This window comes from Streptomyces sp. NPDC001549, from assembly GCF_042894025.1.
Classification (GTDB): Bacteria; Actinomycetota; Actinomycetes; order Streptomycetales; family Streptomycetaceae; genus Streptomyces; species Streptomyces kutzneri.
Window position 1 is genome coordinate 109,223 of record NZ_JBIAVJ010000010.1, and the last position, 17,789, is coordinate 127,011.

18 protein-coding genes and 2 pseudogenes are annotated in these 17,789 nt (G+C 73.2%); 7 read left to right on the plus strand and 13 right to left on the minus strand.

Translation table 11 applies throughout. The features are described 5' to 3' along the window. Window positions 1-150: 150 nt before the first annotated feature. Complete coding sequence (locus ACFY04_RS18670; protein ID WP_389118151.1) at window positions 151-1,350, minus strand: geranylgeranyl reductase family protein; 1,200 nt, start codon at window positions 1,348-1,350, stop codon at window positions 151-153. A gap of 370 nt (window positions 1,351-1,720) precedes the next feature. On the opposite strand from ACFY04_RS18670, the gene ACFY04_RS18675 reads away from it, so the two are divergent. Both ACFY04_RS18675 and ACFY04_RS18680 read left to right on the plus strand, forming a co-directional pair. Then, window positions 1,721-3,085 carry a dipeptidase gene (locus ACFY04_RS18675; protein ID WP_389117963.1) on the plus strand — a complete coding sequence of 455 codons (1,365 nt, stop codon included), beginning with the start codon at window positions 1,721-1,723 and terminating at the stop codon, window positions 3,083-3,085. Between the two features lie 116 nt (window positions 3,086-3,201). Beyond that, window positions 3,202-3,906: an MBL fold metallo-hydrolase gene (locus tag ACFY04_RS18680; protein WP_389117964.1), complete on the plus strand. Its 705-nt coding sequence runs from the start codon at window positions 3,202-3,204 to the stop codon at window positions 3,904-3,906. A 47-nt stretch (window positions 3,907-3,953) separates the two neighbouring features. Here the strand turns inward: ACFY04_RS18680 and ACFY04_RS18685 are convergent. Both ACFY04_RS18685 and ACFY04_RS18690 read right to left on the minus strand, forming a co-directional pair. Further along, window positions 3,954-4,241: pseudogene (locus ACFY04_RS18685) on the minus strand (FAD-dependent oxidoreductase); the annotation flags it as partial. A gap of 109 nt (window positions 4,242-4,350) precedes the next feature. After that, a pseudogene (locus tag ACFY04_RS18690) lies at window positions 4,351-4,422 on the minus strand (hypothetical protein); the annotation flags it as partial. 92 nt (window positions 4,423-4,514) lie between these two features. Between ACFY04_RS18690 and ACFY04_RS18695 the strand changes: the two are divergent. Next, a complete protein-coding gene (locus ACFY04_RS18695; protein ID WP_389117965.1) occupies window positions 4,515-5,123 on the plus strand; it encodes a TetR/AcrR family transcriptional regulator in 609 nt (202 codons plus the stop codon). Here the strand turns inward: ACFY04_RS18695 and ACFY04_RS18700 are convergent. Further along, window positions 5,093-6,130, minus strand: coding sequence for an NUDIX domain-containing protein (locus ACFY04_RS18700; protein ID WP_389117968.1), 1,038 nt, complete (start codon window positions 6,128-6,130; stop codon window positions 5,093-5,095). The genes ACFY04_RS18695 and ACFY04_RS18700 overlap by 31 nt on opposite strands. A gap of 189 nt (window positions 6,131-6,319) precedes the next feature. Here ACFY04_RS18700 and ACFY04_RS18705 point away from each other — a divergent pair, with 189 nt between their 5' ends. Beyond that, the gene (locus tag ACFY04_RS18705) at window positions 6,320-7,306 is read left to right on the plus strand and encodes a LacI family DNA-binding transcriptional regulator (RefSeq protein ID WP_389118153.1); all 987 of its coding nucleotides are present in this window, start codon (window positions 6,320-6,322) and stop codon (window positions 7,304-7,306) included. Between the two features lie 225 nt (window positions 7,307-7,531). Beyond that, window positions 7,532-7,777, plus strand: coding sequence for a hypothetical protein (locus ACFY04_RS18710; RefSeq protein WP_389117970.1), 246 nt, complete (start codon window positions 7,532-7,534; stop codon window positions 7,775-7,777). A gap of 34 nt (window positions 7,778-7,811) precedes the next feature. Here ACFY04_RS18710 and ACFY04_RS18715 read toward each other — a convergent pair whose 3' ends face one another. The 5 genes from ACFY04_RS18715 to ACFY04_RS18735 form a co-directional block, all read right to left on the minus strand. Beyond that, on the minus strand, window positions 7,812-9,110 hold the full coding sequence (locus tag ACFY04_RS18715) for a DUF6986 family protein (protein ID WP_389117971.1): 1,299 nt from the start codon (window positions 9,108-9,110) through the stop codon (window positions 7,812-7,814). Window positions 9,111-9,292: 182 nt separating this feature from the next. Next, entirely contained in the window at window positions 9,293-10,255 is a 963-nt protein-coding gene (locus ACFY04_RS18720; RefSeq protein ID WP_202202861.1) for an electron transfer flavoprotein subunit alpha/FixB family protein, read from the minus strand. Between the two features lie 58 nt (window positions 10,256-10,313). Continuing rightward, a complete protein-coding gene (locus ACFY04_RS18725) occupies window positions 10,314-11,099 on the minus strand; it encodes an electron transfer flavoprotein subunit beta/FixA family protein (RefSeq protein ID WP_030012969.1) in 786 nt (261 codons plus the stop codon). A 200-nt stretch (window positions 11,100-11,299) separates the two neighbouring features. Then, window positions 11,300-11,884, minus strand: coding sequence for a flavin reductase family protein (locus ACFY04_RS18730; protein WP_389117974.1), 585 nt, complete (start codon window positions 11,882-11,884; stop codon window positions 11,300-11,302). A gap of 279 nt (window positions 11,885-12,163) precedes the next feature. After that, the gene (locus ACFY04_RS18735) at window positions 12,164-12,493 is read right to left on the minus strand and encodes a thioredoxin family protein (RefSeq protein WP_389117975.1); all 330 of its coding nucleotides are present in this window, start codon (window positions 12,491-12,493) and stop codon (window positions 12,164-12,166) included. Window positions 12,494-12,728: 235 nt separating this feature from the next. On the opposite strand from ACFY04_RS18735, the gene ACFY04_RS18740 reads away from it, so the two are divergent. Continuing rightward, entirely contained in the window at window positions 12,729-13,451 is a 723-nt protein-coding gene (locus ACFY04_RS18740) for a lysophospholipid acyltransferase family protein (RefSeq protein ID WP_389117977.1), read from the plus strand. Window positions 13,452-13,530: 79 nt separating this feature from the next. On the opposite strand, the gene ACFY04_RS18745 is transcribed toward ACFY04_RS18740, so the two are convergent. From ACFY04_RS18745 to ACFY04_RS18755, 3 genes are all read right to left on the minus strand, one after another. Continuing rightward, complete coding sequence (locus ACFY04_RS18745) at window positions 13,531-13,938, minus strand: hypothetical protein (protein WP_389117979.1); 408 nt, start codon at window positions 13,936-13,938, stop codon at window positions 13,531-13,533. 112 nt (window positions 13,939-14,050) lie between these two features. Continuing rightward, window positions 14,051-15,265, minus strand: a complete 1,215-nt coding sequence (locus ACFY04_RS18750) for an alginate lyase family protein (RefSeq protein WP_389117981.1) — start codon at window positions 15,263-15,265, stop codon at window positions 14,051-14,053. A 90-nt stretch (window positions 15,266-15,355) separates the two neighbouring features. Beyond that, window positions 15,356-15,916: a CGNR zinc finger domain-containing protein gene (locus ACFY04_RS18755; RefSeq protein WP_389117983.1), complete on the minus strand. Its 561-nt coding sequence runs from the start codon at window positions 15,914-15,916 to the stop codon at window positions 15,356-15,358. An 80-nt stretch (window positions 15,917-15,996) separates the two neighbouring features. Between ACFY04_RS18755 and ACFY04_RS18760 the strand changes: the two genes are divergently transcribed. Then, the gene (locus ACFY04_RS18760) at window positions 15,997-17,250 is read left to right on the plus strand and encodes an MFS transporter (protein WP_389117985.1); all 1,254 of its coding nucleotides are present in this window, start codon (window positions 15,997-15,999) and stop codon (window positions 17,248-17,250) included. On the opposite strand, the gene ACFY04_RS18765 is transcribed toward ACFY04_RS18760, so the two are convergent. Next, entirely contained in the window at window positions 17,186-17,785 is a 600-nt protein-coding gene (locus ACFY04_RS18765; RefSeq protein ID WP_389117987.1) for a transglutaminase family protein, read from the minus strand. The genes ACFY04_RS18760 and ACFY04_RS18765 overlap by 65 nt on opposite strands. Between the last annotated feature and the right edge of the window lie 4 nt (window positions 17,786-17,789).

A 17,789-nucleotide genomic window follows, 5' to 3' on the forward strand; every position in this document is an offset into this window, starting at 1 on the left:
GTCCGTCGCCCGTGCCCGCACCGTCGCCCGTGCCCGCACCGTCGCCCGTGCCCGCACCGTCGCCCGTGCCCGCACCGTCGCCCGTGCCCGCACCGTCGCCCGTGCCCGCACCGTCGGCCGTGCCTCCGCCGCTCCCGCGCATGGCAGGGACTAGCCCTGGCCGCCGCTGCGGGCCGCCGCCTGCCGGGCGTCCATCATGTGCAGCGCCTTGCGGGCCAGCGGGTACGTACGCACCAGGTCGGCCAGCGTCGTCGAGCCCCGCGTGATCCGGGCGAACGCCCGCCACGCCGGACCGAATCCGGTGATCGCCGCGTGCAGCATCCGGGGCCGGACCTCGAAGAGGTTCAGCATCCGCTTGCCGACGCCCATCTCCACGCCCAGCCCGGCCTTCACCGCGAAGGCGTAGTTGAGGGCCTGGCGGCGCGCGTCCACGGCGTCCTGCGCCTCGGAGATCTTCACCGCCCACTCCCCCGCCAGCCGCCCGGAGCGCAGCGCGAAGGAGATGCCCTCCCGGGTCCACGGCTCCAGCAGTCCGGCCGCGTCGCCCGCCACCAGCACCCGGCCGCGCGAGAGCGGCGAATCGGGCTTGCGGCAGCGGGTCAGGTGCCCGGAGGAGACGGCCGGTTCGAAGCCGGCGAGTCCGAGCCGGGCGATGAAGTCGTCCAGGTAGCGCTTGGTCGCGGCGCCCTCACCCTTGGCCGAGATGACCCCGACGGTCAGGGTGTCGCCCTTGGGGAAGACCCAGCCGTAACTGCCGGGCAGCGGGCCCCAGTCGATCAGCACCCGCCCCTTCCAGTCCTCCGCGACCGTCTCGGGAACGGGGATCTCCGCCTCCAGGCCCAGGTCCACCTGGTCCATCTCCACCCCGACGTGCGCACCGATCCGGCTCGCGCTGCCGTCCGCGCCGACCACCGCGCGCGCCAGCACGGTCTCCCCGTCGGCGAGCACCACGGCGACGGTGCGCCGGTCGGGAACGGCCGCCCCGTGCTGTTCGACGCGGGCCACGGCCGTACCCGTACGGACGGTGGCGCCGGCCTTCTCCGCCTCGGCGACCAGGCCGGCGTCGAACTCCGGGCGGTTGATGAGCCCGAACAGCATGTGCTTCGAGCGCCGGGTGCGGGTCAGCTTCCCGTCCATCGAGAAGGTGACCGCGTGGATGCGGTCCTTGAGGGGCAGTACGAAGCCCGGAGGCAGCGCGTCGCGCGAGGGGCCGATGATGCCGCCGCCGCAGGTCTTGTAGCGGGGCAGTTCGGCCTTCTCCAGCAGCAGGACGCGCCGCCCGGCCGTCGCCGCCGCGTACGCGGCCGAGGACCCGGCAGGTCCCGCCCCGACCACGACCACGTCCCACACCTCGCCGGTCTCCCCGGCGGCCTCGTCGCCCGCCTCGTCGGCAGCCCGCCGGGCGTCCCGCCCCGTGCCCGTGCCCACGCCTGCGTCTGCGTCTGCGTCTGCGTCTGCACCCGCGTCCATGCCCGCCCCTGCGTCCATGCCTGCGCCCGCGCCTGCGTCTGCGTCGCGTACGTCGTCGTCGCTGCTCACGATGTGTTGCCGCTCCTGATCACCCGGTTGCTCCGATGCCGGGGAAATCCTACGGCGAGACACCGCCCGGTCCCGCTGTGCGAGGATCAAGAATGTCTTTCGCCGTACCCGGCATACGCACACCCCGCGGATGCGGGCGGCGTACACGGAGAACAACGTCGCACCCAAAAGGAGCGTGCCCATGTCCCAGAATCCGATCGCCGAGACCATCGCCTCGCTGATGCCCCGCGCCAAGCAGGAGCTGACCGAGCTGGTGGCCTTCCAGTCGGTGGCGGACTGGGCGCAGTTCCCCAAGAGCGAGAGCGAGGCCGCCGCGAACTGGGTGGCCGACGCCCTGCGCGCCGAGGGTTTCCAGGACGTGGCGCTGCTCGACACCCCCGACGGCACCCAGTCCGTCTACGGCTTCCTGCCCGGCCCCGAGGGCGCGCCGACCGTGCTGCTCTACGCGCACTACGACGTCCAGCCGCCGCTCGACGACGCGGCCTGGACCTCCCCCGCCTTCGAGCTGACCGAGCGCGACGGCCGCTGGTACGGGCGCGGCGCGGCCGACTGCAAGGGCGGGTTCATCATGCACCTGCTGGCGCTGCGCGCGCTGAAGGCCAACGGCGGTGTGCCGGTGAGCGTGAAGGTGATCGTCGAGGGCTCGGAGGAGCAGGGCACCGGCGGCCTCCAGCAGTACGCCGAGGCGCACCCGGAGCTGCTGACCGCCGACACCATCGTCATCGGCGACGCGGGGAACTTCCGCCTCGGCCTGCCGACGGTGACGGCCACCCTGCGCGGCATGTGCCTGGTCAAGGTGAAGATCGACACGCTGGGCGGCAACCTGCACTCGGGCATGTTCGGCGGCGCCGCCCCCGACGCGCTGGCCGCGCTGATCCGCGTACTCGACTCGCTGCGCGCGGCGGACGGTTCGACGACCGTGGACGGGCTGGCTTCGGACGAGGTGTGGGACGGCCTGCAGTACCCGGAGGCGGACTTCCGCGCCGACGCGAAGGTCCTGGACGGTGTCGAGCTCATCGGCGAGGGCACGATCGCGGACCGGCTGTGGGCCCGCCCTGCCGTCACGGTCCTCGGCATCGACTGCCCGCCCGTGGTCGGCGCGACGCCGTCGGTGCAGGCGAGCGCCGGCGCTCTGATCAGCCTGCGGGTGCCGCCGGGCGTGGACACCTCTGCGGCCGTCAAGCTGCTGCAGGCCCACCTGGAGGCGCACACCCCGTGGAAGGCGCGCCTCGAACTCGAGGTCGTCGGCCAGGGCCAGCCGTTCCAGGCGGACACCGACAGTCCGGCGTACGCGTCGATGCGCACGGCCCTGGAGGCCGCCTACCCCGGCCAGGAGATGCAGATCAGTGGCATGGGCGGGTCGATCCCGCTGTGCAACACGCTGACCTCCCTGTACCCGGACGCGGAGATGCTGCTGATCGGTCTGAGCGAGCCGGAGGCGCAGATCCACGCGGTCAACGAGAGCGTGTCGCCGCAGGAGCTGGAGCGCCTGTCGGTGGCGGAGGCCCTCTTCCTCGTCAACTACGCGGAGTCCAAGCGCGCCTGACCCCGGCGGGCGGTGTCGGCCGCATCGTGTGCGCCCAGGGCGCAGTGCGCCCTGGGCGTACTGCGCTCCCGGCGAACTCGGCGCCGTACGGGCCCGGCCGTCCGTACGTTGACCGTATGGATCTTGTCGAAGTGCTGCCGAACCGGCTCCACATGCTCCGCTTCCCCATCGGCCAGGCCTACCTCTGGCAGGACGGGGAAGCCCTCACCCTGATCGACGCGGGCCATGCCGGATCCGCCGACGGGATCGAGCAGGCGATACGTTCCCTCGGGCTGGCGCCCGAGCGGCTGGAGCGGATCGTCCTCACCCACTGCCACGGCGACCACTTCGGCGCGGCCGGTGAGCTCGCCGCCCGCTGGGGCGCGCAGGTGCTCGCGCACCGCTTGGACGCGCCGGTGATCCGGGGAGAGCGGCCCGTTCCCGAACCGGTGCTGCTCGACTGGGAGCTCCCGCTGTACGCGCACGCCCTGACCGCCGTCCCCGAGGCCCCGCCCACCCCGGTCGACCGGGAGCTGGAGGACGGGGACGCGCTGGGCTTCGGGGACGGGGCGTACGTGGTGCACGCCCCGGGCCACACGGACGGCAGCATCGGGATCCACCTTCCGCGCCACGGCGTGCTGTTCACGGGTGACTGCGTCGCGGCCGTGGGCCCGCTGATGCTGGGCGTCTTCAACGTGGACCGCGCCCGGGCGATCGAGACCTTCCAGCGCCTGGCCTCGCTCGCCCCTTCGACCGCCTGCTTCGGCCACGGCGATCCGCTGACGGAGAACACGGCGGAGGCCCTCGTCAAGGCGGCCCGGGAGGCGGCCGCTTCCGGCTGAGGCTCGGCCCCCGGGGCCGCCCGCACGCTCCCGGCGAGCACCGCGGGTCAGCCCAGCCTCGGTGGTTCCCAGGCGTGGTGCCGGAGGATCATGCGCACGGCGGTGCGGGAGGGGGTCAGCCGCATCGCCGTGTTGCGCAGGGCGACGGCCAGCGGGTGGGCGAGCTGGTGGCCCATCCGCCCGGCCTGCCGTGCGGCCTTGGCGACCGCCTGGCTGCGCGGTCGGCGTTCGGCGTCGTAGCGGACGAGCGCCGCCTCGACGGTGGGTTCGGCGGTGAGCGCGGCGGCCAGGGTGACCGCGTCCTCCAGCGCCTGACAGGCGCCCTGCCCGAGCCTCGCCGACGCCGAGTTCGTCCAGCGCCCGGAGGCCGTTGGCGGCCAGCGAGATGCCCGCTCCCGCGTCGGCCGGCACACCGGCGCGCTCGACGACCGTCACGTCCCAGCCGATGCGGCGCAGACCGATCGCGGCGGCCAGCCCGCCGATGCCCCCTCCGACGACCACTGCCGTGTTGCCCATGGCGAACCCCACTCCTTCTACACCTGTAGAAGGACGACCCTATCCGAGCCACCGCGGGGTTACTACAGGTGTAGAAAGGGACCATGGGAACCATGGCTACCGATCGGCGCACCCTCCTCGCGGACGCGGCTCTCTACGTACTCGCCGACGAGGGCATGCGCGGCCTGACCCACCGCGCGGTCGACCGCCGGGCGGCCATGCCGCCCGGCACCACGTCGGCGTACTACCGCACCCGGGCCGCACTGCTCACCGGGCTCGTGACCCGGCTCGTCCACCTCGATCAGGCGGAACTGCAGACGACGGCCGAGCAGTTCCCCCTCCTGCGCACCGCCGGTGAACTGGTGGACGGCATGGCGCTGCTCACCCGCCGCCGGCTCACCGGAGAGGGCCGCCGCCGCTCGCTCGCCCGGTACGCCTGCACCGTGGAGAGCGTGCGCGACCCTGAGCTGCGCGAGATCCTCGTACCGCGCGAGAACGCCGGCCGCGAAGCCGTCCGGCTGTTCCTCGCCGGGCACGGCGTGCGCGTGACGGACGTCGAGAACCGCACCCACACCCTGCTGACCTGCATCGACGGGCTGGTATTCGACCGGCTGGTCAACGGTGGCGACGTGCCGCGCGAGGCTCTCGAAGGCCTCGTCGCCGCCGCCCTGCGTCCGGCGGGGCGGGCGGATCAGCCGGTGGGGACGCCCGCCTCCAGGTAGAGGGGGCGGCCGCGTTCGCGGGCGCGCAGGGCCCAGCGCAGGCGTTCGCAGCGGTGCTGCGGGAGCAGACCGGCGGCATCGGCCTCCGTGACGAAGCGCCAGGCCCTCAGTTCCGGGCCGGGCAGCCGGAGCCGGGCCGTCGCCTCGTCCGAGAGGCGGCCGCCGTCGAAGAGCAGGCGCAGCCCGCCGTAGCCGGGCGGCTGCGGTGGCTCCCAGTCGACCACCAGCAGCCCGGGCGTCCGTTCCAGTACGACGCCCAGTTCCTCCGCGACCTCCCGTACGCCCGCGGCCGCGGGTGGCTCGCCCGCTTCGACGACTCCGCCCGGGAACTCCCAGCCCGCCTTGTACGTCGGATCCACCAGCAGCACCCGGTCCTGCTCGTCGAAGAGCAGCACCCCGGCCGCCACCGTCTCCCGGGTGGGCTCCGGGGTCTGCACGATGTCGCAGACCTTCGCCGTCTCCGAGCGGACGGCCTCGGCTATGCGCTCCGCCGTTTCCCGCGGGGTCAGCACCCCGTTGTCGATGACGTGCGCGTCGCCGGTCAGCCAGCCGAGGGCCTGCTGGTAGACCGGGATGTGGTCGTACGCCCACCGGCGGACCCGGAGCTCGACCTCCGCGGGCTCCCCGGGTTCCTGCCGTGCCGCGATCCGCTCCCGAAGGATCGTTTCCGCAGGAGCCAGCAACACATGCCGCACCGGGATCCGCCGAGCCGCCAGCCCGCCGAAGATCTCGTCCCGGTACTCCTGCCGCAGCAGCGTCATCGGTACGACGAGCACCCCGCCCAGTTCGGCGAGCATCGCCGCGGCCGTGTCCACCACCAACCGCCGCCAGCTCGGGATGTCCTGGTAGTCGGTGACCTCCGCCAGTCGTTTGGGCGGCAGCAGCACGCGCAGCGCGTCGCCGATGAACTCCGGGTCGAACAGGGTGCTGTCCGGCAGGATTCCGGTCAGTTCGCGGGCCGTGCTGGTCTTTCCGGCGCTGAACGTGCCGTTGATCCAGACAATCACGTCTACCCCTTTCCCCATGGCTCGTCCGGAGCCCCCAGTGGCTTGCCCGCCCCAGCCTGCCACGAAAACCTCACGATCGGCCCAGTGCTTATCCTCAAGGTCACAGCCCTGCACGTGAGCCCCGGAGGATTCGCCACCGTGCCCCACAACCGCCGCCCGTCCGAGCCCCGCTACGGCAACCGGCCGACCATGAAGGACGTGGCGTCCCAGGCGGGCGTCGGCCTGAAGACGGTGTCGCGCGTGGTCAACGGCGAGCCGGGGGTGACCCCCGAGACCGAACGCCGGGTCCAGGCGGCCATCGAGGTCCTCGGCTTCCGCCGCAACGACAGTGCCCGCGTACTGCGCAAGGGCCGTACCGCCACCGTGGGCCTGGTCCTGGAGGATCTCGCCGATCCCTTCTACGGCCCGCTGAACCGGGCGGTGGAGGAGGTGGCCCGCGCGCACGGGGCGCTGCTCATCAACGGCTCCAGCGCCGAGGATCCGGACCGGGAGCGGGAGTTGGCGCTCGCGCTGTGCGCCCGCCGGGTGGACGGGCTGATCGTGATCCCGGCCGGGGACGACCACCGCTATCTGGAGCCGGAGATGCGGGCCGGTGTGTCCACGGTGTTCGTGGACCGCCCGGCCGGGCGGATCGACGCGGACGTGGTGCTGTCGGACAACTTCGGCGGTGCCCGGGGCGGGGTGGCCCACCTGATCGCGGGCGGCCACCGCCGGATCGGTTTCATCGGCGACCAGCCCCGCATCCACACGGTGGCGGAGCGCCTGCGCGGCTACCGCGCGGCGATGACGGACGCGGGCCTGCCGGTGGCGGAATCCTGGATCTCGCTCGGGTCCACGGCCCCCGCGCGGGTCGCGGCGGCGGCCGCGGCGATGCTTGGGGGCCCGGAGCCGGTGACCGCCGTCTTCGCCGGCAACAACCGGGTGACGGTGACCGTGGTACGGGTCCTCGCGGCGCACGGCCGGCCGGTGGCGCTGGTCGGCTTCGACGACTTCGAGCTGGCCGATCTGCTCCGCCCGGGCGTGACGGTGGTCGCCCAGGACCCGGCGGCCCTGGGCCGGGTGGCCACGGACCGCCTGTTCCAGCGCCTCGCGGGCGCGGACCTGACCCCGACCCGCATCGAGCTCCCGACCCGGCTGATCCCCCGCGGCTCGGGCGAACTCCCCCCGGCCGGCTGACCCTTCACCGGATCAGGCCGCGCAGCACGGGGACGGCCACCCCGCCGGCGGCGAGCCCGGCGAGCACGGTCAGGGGCGCGCGCCGGTACCGCCGAGGAAGGGTCGGGTCGCCTGCCGTGAGGCCGATCAGGAGGGACGGGAAGAGCGCCTTCGGGGACGAACTGGGCCGCTTCGCGGCGGACTTGCGCCGCCTCCGGCCCGCCGTCCCCGCCGTCCGTGCCGTCCGTGCCGTCCGTGCCCGAGGCGTACACGAGGTCCCACGTACTGACCGGCGCGCGCAACGGCATCGGGGGGACGTTCACCCCCGACGGCCGGATGCCGGCCGTGGCCGTGCACCACGGGGTCGGAACCTGCCATCCGGACGCCGCCGGGAAGGCCGGTCCGGTACGGAACGGGCACCGGGCACCGGTCGGGGCCCTGCGGTTGTGGATGCTGCCGGGTCCGCACACGGCGGCGGCCCGGCCCCGGTGAACCGGGGCCGGGCCGCCCGGGCCGTGAGCCGGGATCAGCTGGTCGCCGTCAGCGTCGCCGAGCGGCGCGGGATGGCGAAGGCGTCCAGTTCGGCGCGGGTCAGGCCGGTGAGGGCGGTGACCTCGTCGGTGCCCACCGCGCCGCAGTCGAGCCCGCGGACCAGGTAGCCGGCCAGGGCCTTGGCGGTGGCGGGCTCGTCCATCACGTCGCCCTCGATCTTGGCGACGTACGCCTTCAGGCGCGCGGCGGCGGCCTCCAGGCCCTCGCGGTAGAAGGTGAAAACGGCCGCGTAGCGGGTCGGCAGGTGCGCCGGGTGCATGTCCCAGCCCTGGTAGTAGGCACGGGCCAGGGCACGGCGGGTCAGGCCGTAGTGCAGCTTCCAGGCCTCGTGGACGTGCTCGGTCGTGCCGATCGGCAGGACGTTGGTCGAGCCGTCGGAGACGCGTACGCCGGTGCCGGCGGCCGCGACCTGCATGATCGCCTTCGCGTGGTCGGCGGCGGGGTGGTCGCTCGACTGGTACGCGGCGGAGACGCCGACGCAGGCGCTGTAGTCGAAGGTGCCGTAGTGCAGGCCGGTGGCGCGGCCCTGGGAGGCCTCGATCATCCGGGCGACCGTGGCGGTGCCGTCGGAGGCGACGATGGACTGGCTGGTCTCGATCTGGATCTCGAAGCCGATCCGGCCCGGGCGCAGGCCCCGGGTGGTCTCGAAGGCCTCCAGCAGCTTGACGAAGGCGCTGACCTGCTCGGCGTAGGTGACCTTGGGCAGGGTCAGGACGAGGCCCTCGGGCAGGCCGCCGTGCTCCAGCAGGCCGGAGAGGAAGATGTCCGTGGTGCGGATGCCGCGGTCGCGGACGTTGGACTCCATGCACTTCATGCGGATGCCCATGTACGGCGCGTTGGTGCCGTTGGAGAAGGCCTCCGAGACGAGGCGGGCGGCGCGGGCCGCGGCCTGGTCCTCCTCCCCGTCGGAGCGGACGCCGAAGCCGTCCTCGAAGTCGACGCGCAGGTCCTCGATGGGCTCGCTGAGCAGCTTGGCGCGGACGCGGTCGTAGACGGGTACGGCCAGCTCGTCGGAGATGCCGAGCACCTTGGCGAAGGTGGTGGCGTCCGGGGCGTGCTCGTCAAGGGCGGCGAGGGCCTGGTCGCCCCAGGAGCGGATGGTGTCCGCGGCGAAGACGTCACCGGGTACGTAGACCGTGTGGATGGGCTGCCGGGTGCCGGGGTCGCCCGGGTAGTGGCGCGCGAGTTCCGCGTCCACCGGCGCGAGGGAGGCGCTGATGCCCTCGCTGACCGCGCCTGCGAGGCTCGTCGCCACCTTCTCCTGCTGACCCATCGTGCACTCTCCTCTTTTCCGCTTCACGGAAGCTTAGATCCGCATAGCAGAATTTAGTCACGTGGTTCCGCTCCGTCAATGGTCCCCCCGCCGTCCTGGACAAACGACTCGGGGCCGCGCGGTGAGAATCACCACACGGCCCCGAAGAAGCGATGCTACGAAGAGAAGCGCAGGTCAGGCGGTCAGCCCTTGCGCGCCTTGATCTCGTCGGTCAGCTGCGGGACGACGGCGAAGAGGTCGCCGACGACGCCGTAGTCGACGAGGTCGAAGATCGGGGCCTCGGCGTCCTTGTTGATGGCCACGATGGTCTTCGAGGTCTGCATGCCGGCCCGGTGCTGGATCGCGCCCGAGATACCGGAGGCGATGTACAGCTGCGGGGAGACCGACTTGCCGGTCTGGCCGACCTGGTTGGAGTGCGGGTACCAGCCGGCGTCCACGGCGGCACGCGAGGCGCCGACGGCCGCACCGAGGGAGTCCGCGAGGTCCTCGATGATGTGGAAGTTCTCGGCGCCGTTGACGCCACGGCCGCCGGAGACGACGATCGCGGCCTCGGTCAGCTCGGGGCGGCCGGTCGACTCGCGGGGGGTGCGGCCGGTGACCTTGGTGCCGGTGGCCAGGGCGCCGAAGGTGACGGCGAGCGCCTCGACGGCGCCGGCGGCCGGAGCGGCCTCGACCGGGGCCGAGTTCGGCTTCACGGTGATGACCGGAGTGCCCTTGGAGACGCGGGACTTGGTGGTGAACGACGCGGCGAAGGCGGACTGCGTCGCGACCGGACCCTCGTCACCCGCCTCCAGGTCGATGGCGTCGGTGATGATGCCCGAGCCGATACGGACGGCCAGGCGCGCGGCGATCTCCTTGCCCTCGGCGGAGGACGGGACGAGCACGGCGGCCGGGGAAACGGCCTCGTACGCGGCCTGGAGCGCGTCCACCTTCGGTACCACGAGGTACTCGGTGAACTCGGGGGCGTCGGCGGTGAGGACCTTGACCGCGCCGTGCTCGGCGAGCACCGCGGCGGTGGCGTCGGCACCGGCGCCCAGGGCGACGGCGACGGGCTCGCCGATGCGGCGGGCCAGCGTCAGCAGTTCGAGGGTGGGCTTGCGGACGGCGCCGTCCACGTGGTCGACGTAGACGAGAACTTCAGCCATGGGACTGCTCTCCTGCGATTGCGAAGTGTCTGGGGGCTAAGAGGGGTGGCCGAGGTTCTTAGATGAACTTCTGGCCGGCCAGGAACTCGGCCAGCTGCTTGCCGCCCTCGCCCTCGTCCTTGACGATCGTGCCGGCGGTACGGGCCGGGCGCTGCGCCGCGGAGTCGACCGCGGTCCAGGAGCCCTCGAGGCCGACCTCGTCGGACTCCAGGTCCAGGTCGGACAGGTCCCAGGACTCGACCGGCTTCTTCTTGGCGGCCATGATGCCCTTGAAGGACGGGTAGCGGGCCTCGCCCGACTGGTCCGTCACCGAGACGAGCGCGGGGAGGGAGGCCTCCAGCTGCTCGCTCGCGGTGTCGCCGTCGCGGCGGCCGGTCACGGTGCCGTCCTCGACCTTGACCTCGGAGAGCAGGGTGACCTGCGGGACGCCCAGGCGCTCGGCCAGGATCGCCGGCAGCACACCCATGGTGCCGTCGGTCGACGCCATGCCGGTGATGACCAGGTCGTAGCCGGCCTTCTCGATCGCCTTGGCGAGCACCAGCGAGGTGCCCATGACGTCGCTGCCGTGCAGGTCGTCGTCCTCGACGTGGATGGCCTTGTCGGCGCCCATCGAGAGCGCCTTGCGCAGCGCGTCCTTGGCGTCCTCGGGGCCCACCGTCAGAACGGTGATCTCGGCATCGTCGGCCTCGTCGGCGATCTGCAGCGCCTGCTCGACGGCGTACTCGTCGAGCTCCGACAGCAGGCCGTCGACGTCGTCACGGTTGACGGTCAAGTCCTCGGTGAACTGCCGGTCGCCCGTGGCGTCGGGCACGTACTTCACACAGACAACGATCCTCAGGCTCACGCCGGCTCTCCTACCGCATCGTCTTTTCTGGTACCGCCTTATGCAGGCAGCATAGGCGCCTTGTCGGGCGGATCCCGGTCGGGGCGGCCCGCGCTCCGAAGGGAATGTTACTCGTCAGTACACCGTGGGTCCCGCCAAGTCGCAAGGCTGGTGAACTGTGATCTGCCCAACGCCACCCGCCCCTTCCAAGCAGGGACGATTCAGTCGCGCAACGCGTTGAAGCGCCCCTGGTGGTACAGCAGGGGGCGGCCTTCCCCGGCCGGATCCCCGACGACCGCCTCAGCGATGATCACACGATGTTCGCCGGCGGGCACACGCGCGACCACCCGGCAGACCAGCCACGCCAGTACGCCGTCCAGCACCGGCACCCCGTGCGGGCCGGCGGCCCAGCCGGTCGGCGGGCCGAAGCGGTCGGCTCCGCTCCGGGCGAACAGGCCCGCCAGCTCCCGTTGGTGCTCGCCGAGTATGTGGACGCCGAGGTACTCGCTGTCGCGCAGCGCGGGCCAGCTGGAGGCCCCGGTGGAGATCGCGAAGGACAGCAGCGGCGGATCGGCGGAGACGGAGTTGAGCGAGGTGGCGGTGAACCCCACCGGGCGGCCGCCGTCCTCGGCGGTGATCACGGCGACCCCCGCGGCGTGCTGCCGGAAGACCGAGCGCAGCAGCTCGGGCGAGCCGGTGCGGGCCGTGTCGGTGGCCGTTCCGGCGCCGGAACGGGGGGAGAGGGGGGAACGGGGGGACGGAGCCGTGGAGACGATCGGGACCGTCGGGACTGTCGGAGCAGTCATCAGGGTTCTGCCTTCTGCCGCGGGAAGCGCGGGCACTGTCGGGGATCGGGGGCCGGGCTGTTCAGTGGCCCCGACAGCGCGCGCTCGCGTGGCGGACGAGGTCCACATGGACCCGCCCGTAGAGCAGGAGTTCATACCGCATACGGCCAGCGTGGCGATCTCCCGTGGACGCAGTCAAGCGAGATCGGGCAGATGTCAGGCGCGTCACGCTGTGTGCGGGCGCGCGCACCGGCGCCCCCGGCCCCGCCGCGTCGGGCCGCCCGGCTGCCGGGCCGCGCGTCATACGGCGGCCCCGAGGGCGGCGATCACGTCCACCTTGCGCGGCATTCCGGCCGCCCGCCGCACGATCCGGCCGGCCGAGTCCAGGACCAGCACGGTCGGGGTCTTCTCGATCCCGAGGGCCCGCACCAGTTCGAGCCGCTCCTCCGCGTCGATCTCGATGTGCGCCACCCCGTCCACCATCGCGGCGACCTCGGCGAGGATCCGCCGCGTGGCCCGGCAGGGCTGGCAGAAGGCGCTGGAGAACTGCACCAGGCTGGCCCGCTCCCCCGGTTCCGCACCCAGTTCGGCCGCGCCCAGCCGGGTCGGCGCGTCTTCCTGCCCTGGCACCCCGCGCTCCCCTCGCCGTATTCGTCCGCGTACACCATCCTCGTACGCCCGTCCGTGAATCGGAGCGCCCCACGGGCCCCCGACATTCCCGGCGTGATGAGAATCTCCCCTAGCAGGGGCTTCTGGACTGGCCAGCGGGCCGCGTATGGGGCACGATCCCCATGGTCGCGTACCTACGCTTCCGTAACTTCCGGCCGGGAGCACCTCCCCAGGCAGAAAGCGGGGTCTCCCCACCATGGCTGAGCTCGTCTACCCTCCCGTGATCGGCGCCGCGCACGGACTCTTCCGCGCGCTGGACATCCGTATCGACATGCAGGGCACCGAGAACATCCCCCGCAAGGGCGGTGCGGTCCTGGTGTCGAACCACATCGGATACCTCGACTTCATCTTCGCCGGCCTGACGGCGCGGCCGCAGAAGCGGCTGGTCCGTTTCATGGCCAAGGAGTCGGTGTTCCGGCACAAGGTGTCCGGCCCGCTGATGCGCGCGATGAAGCACATCCCCGTCGACCGCAAGCAGGGTGAGGCCGCCTACCAGCACGCCCTGGACTCGCTGCGGGCCGGCGAGATCATCGGCGTCTTCCCCGAGGCGACGATCTCCCAGTCCTTCACGCTCAAGAGCTTCAAGTCGGGCGCCGCGCGCATGGCGCAGGAGGCCGGGGTCCCGCTGATCCCGGTGGCGCTGTGGGGCACCCAGCGGCTGTGGACCAAGGGCCGCCCGAAGAACCTCAAGCGCAGCCACATCCCGGTGACGATGCGCGTGGGCGAGCCCGTGGAGGCCCCGGCCGACCAGTACGCCGGCGCCATCACCCGCCGGCTGCGCGAGCGCGTGCAGGAGCTGCTGGACGCCGCGCAGCGCGCCTACCCGGACAAGCCGAAGGGCGCCGACGACTCGTGGTGGCTCCCGGCCCACCTGGGCGGCACCGCGCCGACGGCGGCCGAGGTCCGCGAGGCCGGCTGATCCCCTCCGCCCATGACGTCGGCCTCCCGGACCACCACCGGGTCCTGGAGGCCGAGGCGGTAGCCCGGGTACCCGGCACTCAGTGCCGGGCACCGGTGGGGGGCTCGCACGGAGCGGCGAAGCACTGCCACTGCGGCTCCCCCTCCGGGACGTGCACCCCGCCGTCGTCGTTCCTGCCGGGACGGTGCTCGCCCCACTTGTCGTGGCGGTTCCACTTGTCGTGGCCTCCCTTGCCGTGGTGGTCCCACCCGTCGTGACCGTCCGTTTCCGGGCCGGTGCCGCCGGGGGGTTCGCACGGGGCGGCGAAGCACTGCCACTGCTGCCCCCCGTCCGGGACGCGGACCCCGCCGGCGCCGTCCGCCACGACCTGGTGCGCCGCCGTCGGGGTGGCGGCGAGGGCGGTCGTGGGTACGAGCACACCTCCTGCGGCGATGGCGGTCGAGGCTACGAGCAGGGCGAGGCGTCGGGTGCGAAAGGGGTGGGTCATGGCCGTTCTCCTCGTGAGGGATGCCGGAATGGTCCCCTCCAGTACGCCTCGCCGGCCGCGTCCCGTCATGCCGCTGGATCTCGTGGCTTGACGGATCCAAGAGCCCGTGACCTCAGCTCGGATTGTCGGCGTGCGTCAGGGTCTCCCAGGCCTCGAAGTGGTTCTCGGTGCCCGCCGGGCGGCGGCCCTCGGTGAGCCTGCGGGTGTTCTCCAGGGTGATGCCGAGCCGGGTGTGCAGGGCGTTGTAGCCGACCTCGGTGGCCGGGCCGATGCCCGTGGTCAGCTTCCCGCCGCACAGCCACGAGGGCACGGCCGCGCCGAGTTCGTAGGTCGCGTGGAAGCCCAGCGCGTGCCGGAACCGGTCCTTGAACTGCGGGTAGAGGTCGCGGCCCTGGATCCGTGAGGTCTCGGCGACGTGCATGGCCGCGGCGATCCCCATGCCGGTGTGGCCGAAGTCGCGGCAGGTCTCCTGGGCGAGTCCGTCCACGAAGGTGCTCTGGCCGTGCCAGTAGTCGATCAGCTCGGCGCGCGTGTCGATGGACGAGCGCGGCGGGTACGCGGGCTGCGCGCCGTCGGCGGCCAGGTAGAAGTAGGCGGGGACGCGCCCCAGGTAGACGGCCATCGCCCGGTCGTAGCTCGCGCGGTCGTCGAGGTGGACCGCGATGCCGACGGCCGCGTCCATCATGATCAGCTCCCAGTTGCCGTTGCTGTTCGGCCTCCCGCCGATCACCTCGGGCAGGTAGACGTCGCGCAGCATGCGCGCGAAGCGCCCCTGGTTCGGCCAGCCGCCGGTGTACGTGTGCTTGACGATCTCGGCGGCGCGCGGCCAGGTCGAGCCCGCCCAGCCGCTCTGCAGCGGCGCGTTGCTGTTGGTGTGGTCCTTGATCTTCGCGGACCAGGCGTCCATCAGCTCGATCGACTTCTTCGCGTACCTGGCGTCCCGGGTGACGTACCAGGCGAGCGCGTGGCTGTACGCGGCGATGGCGTCCTCGCGCTCCTCGGAGCAGCCGTTGTCCGGGTTGGAGTAGGAGCCGCACTCGACGACCTCGCGCGGCCGGGGGGTGCGCGAGAGTGAGCCGTACCTGCTGGTCAGCATCTGGTCGTAGGCCGCCTTCCAGGGCTGCCGGCCGGCCTGCACCTGGGTGCGTACGAAGTCCAGTTGGGCGCGGCTGTTCAGGACTCCGGGGTGGGCGAACTTCGCGGGGGCCGCGGGAGCGGCGGTAGGGGCGGCCGGAGCCGCGGGCGCCGCGAGCGTGGGGAGGGGGATCAGGGTCATCGCCAGGCCGAGGGCGAGGGCGGTGAGGCCGGCGGGGATTCCGAAACGCATGGGGGGCCTTCCGGTGGGAGGGGTTCCGGTGGCCCGAAGATACTCATGCCCATGCCAAGTGACAACGATGTCTGACAAGAAAGTTTCCTATCAGCCCCCCGCCCCCTCCCGTCTCCGGCGGCGGTGGGCCGCGACCCGCGCCCGCGTGGCGCAACTGCCGGAGCAGTAGCGGCGCGCGCTGCCCGGCCCGGTGGCGAGGAAGAACCGCCCGCAGCCGGCCGCGGCGCAGGCGCCCCAGGCGATCCGCCCGTACTCCGTGAGCAGTCGGGCGAGCGCGAGGGCACCCGAGGCGAGGAACCAGTCGCCCCAGCCGGCCTCCTCGCCCCGGTCCACGTGCAGGTGCCAGGGATGGCCGTCATGCCGGGTCAGGCGGGGGCGGGTGCCGTACTCCGCGAACAGCTCGTTGAGGGCCTCGGCGGCGCGGTCCTCATCGCTCTCCCCGAGCACCTCCCCCATCCGCCGGGCCGCGGCGCGCAGTTCGGCCGCGCTCGCCTCGGGGAACGCCTCCTCCGTGAGGTCGGCGGGACGCTCCCCGTGCCCGGCGAGCAGCTCCGCGAGCTCGGCGCGCGGCAGTTCGGGGGCCGCCCGGACCGCTTCGGCGAGGTCGATCAGCCTCCGGGCCGCCGAGAAGCCGTCCCGCACGTCGGCCATCCCCACATCCTTTCGCCCTACACGCGTATGACGTAACGTCTTGTGCGTCTATCTCGTTACAGCATACCGGGGAGGGGTCCATGAGCGGATTCGGGCGGTACCTGGCGGCGGCACTGGCCGCGCGCATCGCCTCGGAGGGCATGGGCATGGCCGTGGTGCTGCTGGCCCTGGAGCGCACCGGGAGCGCGGCGCACGGGGCGTTCGTCCTGACGGCCTGGCTGGCCCCGCACGTCCTGGCGGCCCCGCTCGCGGGCGCCGCGGCGGCCCGGGCCCGCCGGCCGCGCCCGTTCCACGTCGGCGCCCTGGCCGGGTTCGCGACGGCCGTCGCGGCGCTGACCGTCCTGCTCGGCCGGGCCCCCGTACCGCTGGTGCTGGCCGTGGCGGTGCTCGGCGGCTCCTGCGGGCCGATGGTGACGGGCGGGCTGTCCAGCCTGATCACCGGCCTGGTTCCGGCAGGACCCGGGCGGGACCGGGCGTACGGCTGGGACGCCGCGACCTACAACGCGGCGGCCGTCACCGCGCCGGCGGCGGTCGGCCTGGTCGCGGCGCTGGGCTCGGCCGGGCCCGCCATGGCCGTCCTGGCGGCGTCCGGAGCCCTGGCGGCCGCGCTGGCGGCCACCCTCCCGTACGAGGACCAGGGCGCGGGCCCGGTCCCGGGCGCTCCCCGGGCGGGGCTGGGCGCGGGGCTGGCGGCCCTGTGGCGGGTCCGTGAGCTGCGGGCGGTCACCTCGGCCACGACCCTGGGCTTCGTGGGCATCGGCTCGCTCACCACCGTCTCGGTGCTGCTGGCCACGGAGCTCGGCAGCCCGGGCGGCGGGGGCGTGCTGATGACGGCGTTCGCGGTGGGCGCGCTGGGCGGCTCGCTCACGCTGGGCCGCATCACGTCCGTGGAGTCCGGCCGGCTGGTGCGGTGGGCGCTGGCCGGGACCGGGGCTGCTCTCGCGGCGGCCGCGTTCGCCCCGTCGGCGGCCGTGACGGCGGCGCTGTTCGCGGTCGCCGGGGTGTGCGACGGGCCGCTGCTCACGGCCACGCTGCGGATCCGCGCGCGGTACGCGCCGGACGGGGTGCGGACCCAGGTGTTCACCCTGGGCGCGGGGCTGAAGGTGACGGCGGCGTCGACCGGGGCGGCCCTGGTGGGGGTCGCGGCCGACGCGCCCGCGGCGGCGCTGCTGACCGGGATCGCCGGACTGCTGCTCGCGTCGGCGCTGCTGCACGCCCTGACGGTGGTGCGGGAGCCCGGGCAGCCCGGACGGCCCGCCCGCACCGGGGCTACAGAGCCGTCGGCAGGTTCCGCCACAGCTGCGGCCGGTCCGCGGACTCCCGAAGGGCCTTGAGCGCGGCCGGGTGCGGGGCGGCGTAGAGCTCGGGGTAGTCGATCTCGCCGAGTTCGGGGCGTACGGGGAAGGCCAGTCGTTCCTGGTCGAGGTCGAACCGGGCGTCCACTCCGGGCTTGTTGCCGCGCGGGTCGAGGCGGGACCAGCGCGCGCCACCGGGCAGCCGCAGGGCGACCAGGCCGTGGACGACCGGGTTCGTTCCGTCGTCGTCGGCGAGGCGCTGGTAGCACAGGGCGCCCGGGATGCCCTGGGCGCGCAGCAGGGCGACGAGGGCGTGCGACTTGGCGTAGCAGATCCCGTTGCGCGTACCGAGGACGTCGGACGCGCGCCAGGCGACGCGCGGGTCGCCGGAGTCACCCGAGTGCGGGATGGTGTCGCGGACGAACTCGAAGGCGGCCTCGGCGTATGAATATGCGTCACCGCTGGCGGACCACAGGGTGTCGGCGGTTTCCTGTACGACCGGATTCCAGTGGTCGATCGCCTCGTCGGACGCCAAGTAGGCGTGAATATCGGGGCTCTGTTGGATCAGCTGCATGGCC

What these genes read in the sequence shown, in the direction of transcription:
- ACFY04_RS18675 (WP_389117963.1), top strand. Translation starts at nt 1,721, where the DNA reads ATGTCCCAGAATCCGATCGCCGAGACCATCGCCTCGCTGATGCCCCGC.
- ACFY04_RS18680 (WP_389117964.1), top strand. Translation starts at nt 3,202, where the DNA reads ATGGATCTTGTCGAAGTGCTGCCGAACCGGCTCCACATGCTCCGCTTC.
- ACFY04_RS18695 (WP_389117965.1), top strand. Translation starts at nt 4,515, where the DNA reads ATGGCTACCGATCGGCGCACCCTCCTCGCGGACGCGGCTCTCTACGTA.
- ACFY04_RS18705 (WP_389118153.1), top strand. Translation starts at nt 6,320, where the DNA reads ATGAAGGACGTGGCGTCCCAGGCGGGCGTCGGCCTGAAGACGGTGTCG.
- ACFY04_RS18715 (WP_389117971.1), bottom strand. Translation starts at nt 9,110, where the DNA reads ATGGGTCAGCAGGAGAAGGTGGCGACGAGCCTCGCAGGCGCGGTCAGC.
- ACFY04_RS18720 (WP_202202861.1), bottom strand. Translation starts at nt 10,255, where the DNA reads ATGGCTGAAGTTCTCGTCTACGTCGACCACGTGGACGGCGCCGTCCGC.
- ACFY04_RS18730 (WP_389117974.1), bottom strand. Translation starts at nt 11,884, where the DNA reads ATGACTGCTCCGACAGTCCCGACGGTCCCGATCGTCTCCACGGCTCCG.
- ACFY04_RS18740 (WP_389117977.1), top strand. Translation starts at nt 12,729, where the DNA reads ATGGCTGAGCTCGTCTACCCTCCCGTGATCGGCGCCGCGCACGGACTC.
- ACFY04_RS18745 (WP_389117979.1), bottom strand. Translation starts at nt 13,938, where the DNA reads ATGACCCACCCCTTTCGCACCCGACGCCTCGCCCTGCTCGTAGCCTCG.
- ACFY04_RS18750 (WP_389117981.1), bottom strand. Translation starts at nt 15,265, where the DNA reads ATGCGTTTCGGAATCCCCGCCGGCCTCACCGCCCTCGCCCTCGGCCTG.
- ACFY04_RS18755 (WP_389117983.1), bottom strand. Translation starts at nt 15,916, where the DNA reads ATGGCCGACGTGCGGGACGGCTTCTCGGCGGCCCGGAGGCTGATCGAC.
- ACFY04_RS18760 (WP_389117985.1), top strand. Translation starts at nt 15,997, where the DNA reads ATGAGCGGATTCGGGCGGTACCTGGCGGCGGCACTGGCCGCGCGCATC.
- ACFY04_RS18765 (WP_389117987.1), bottom strand. Translation starts at nt 17,785, where the DNA reads ATGCAGCTGATCCAACAGAGCCCCGATATTCACGCCTACTTGGCGTCC.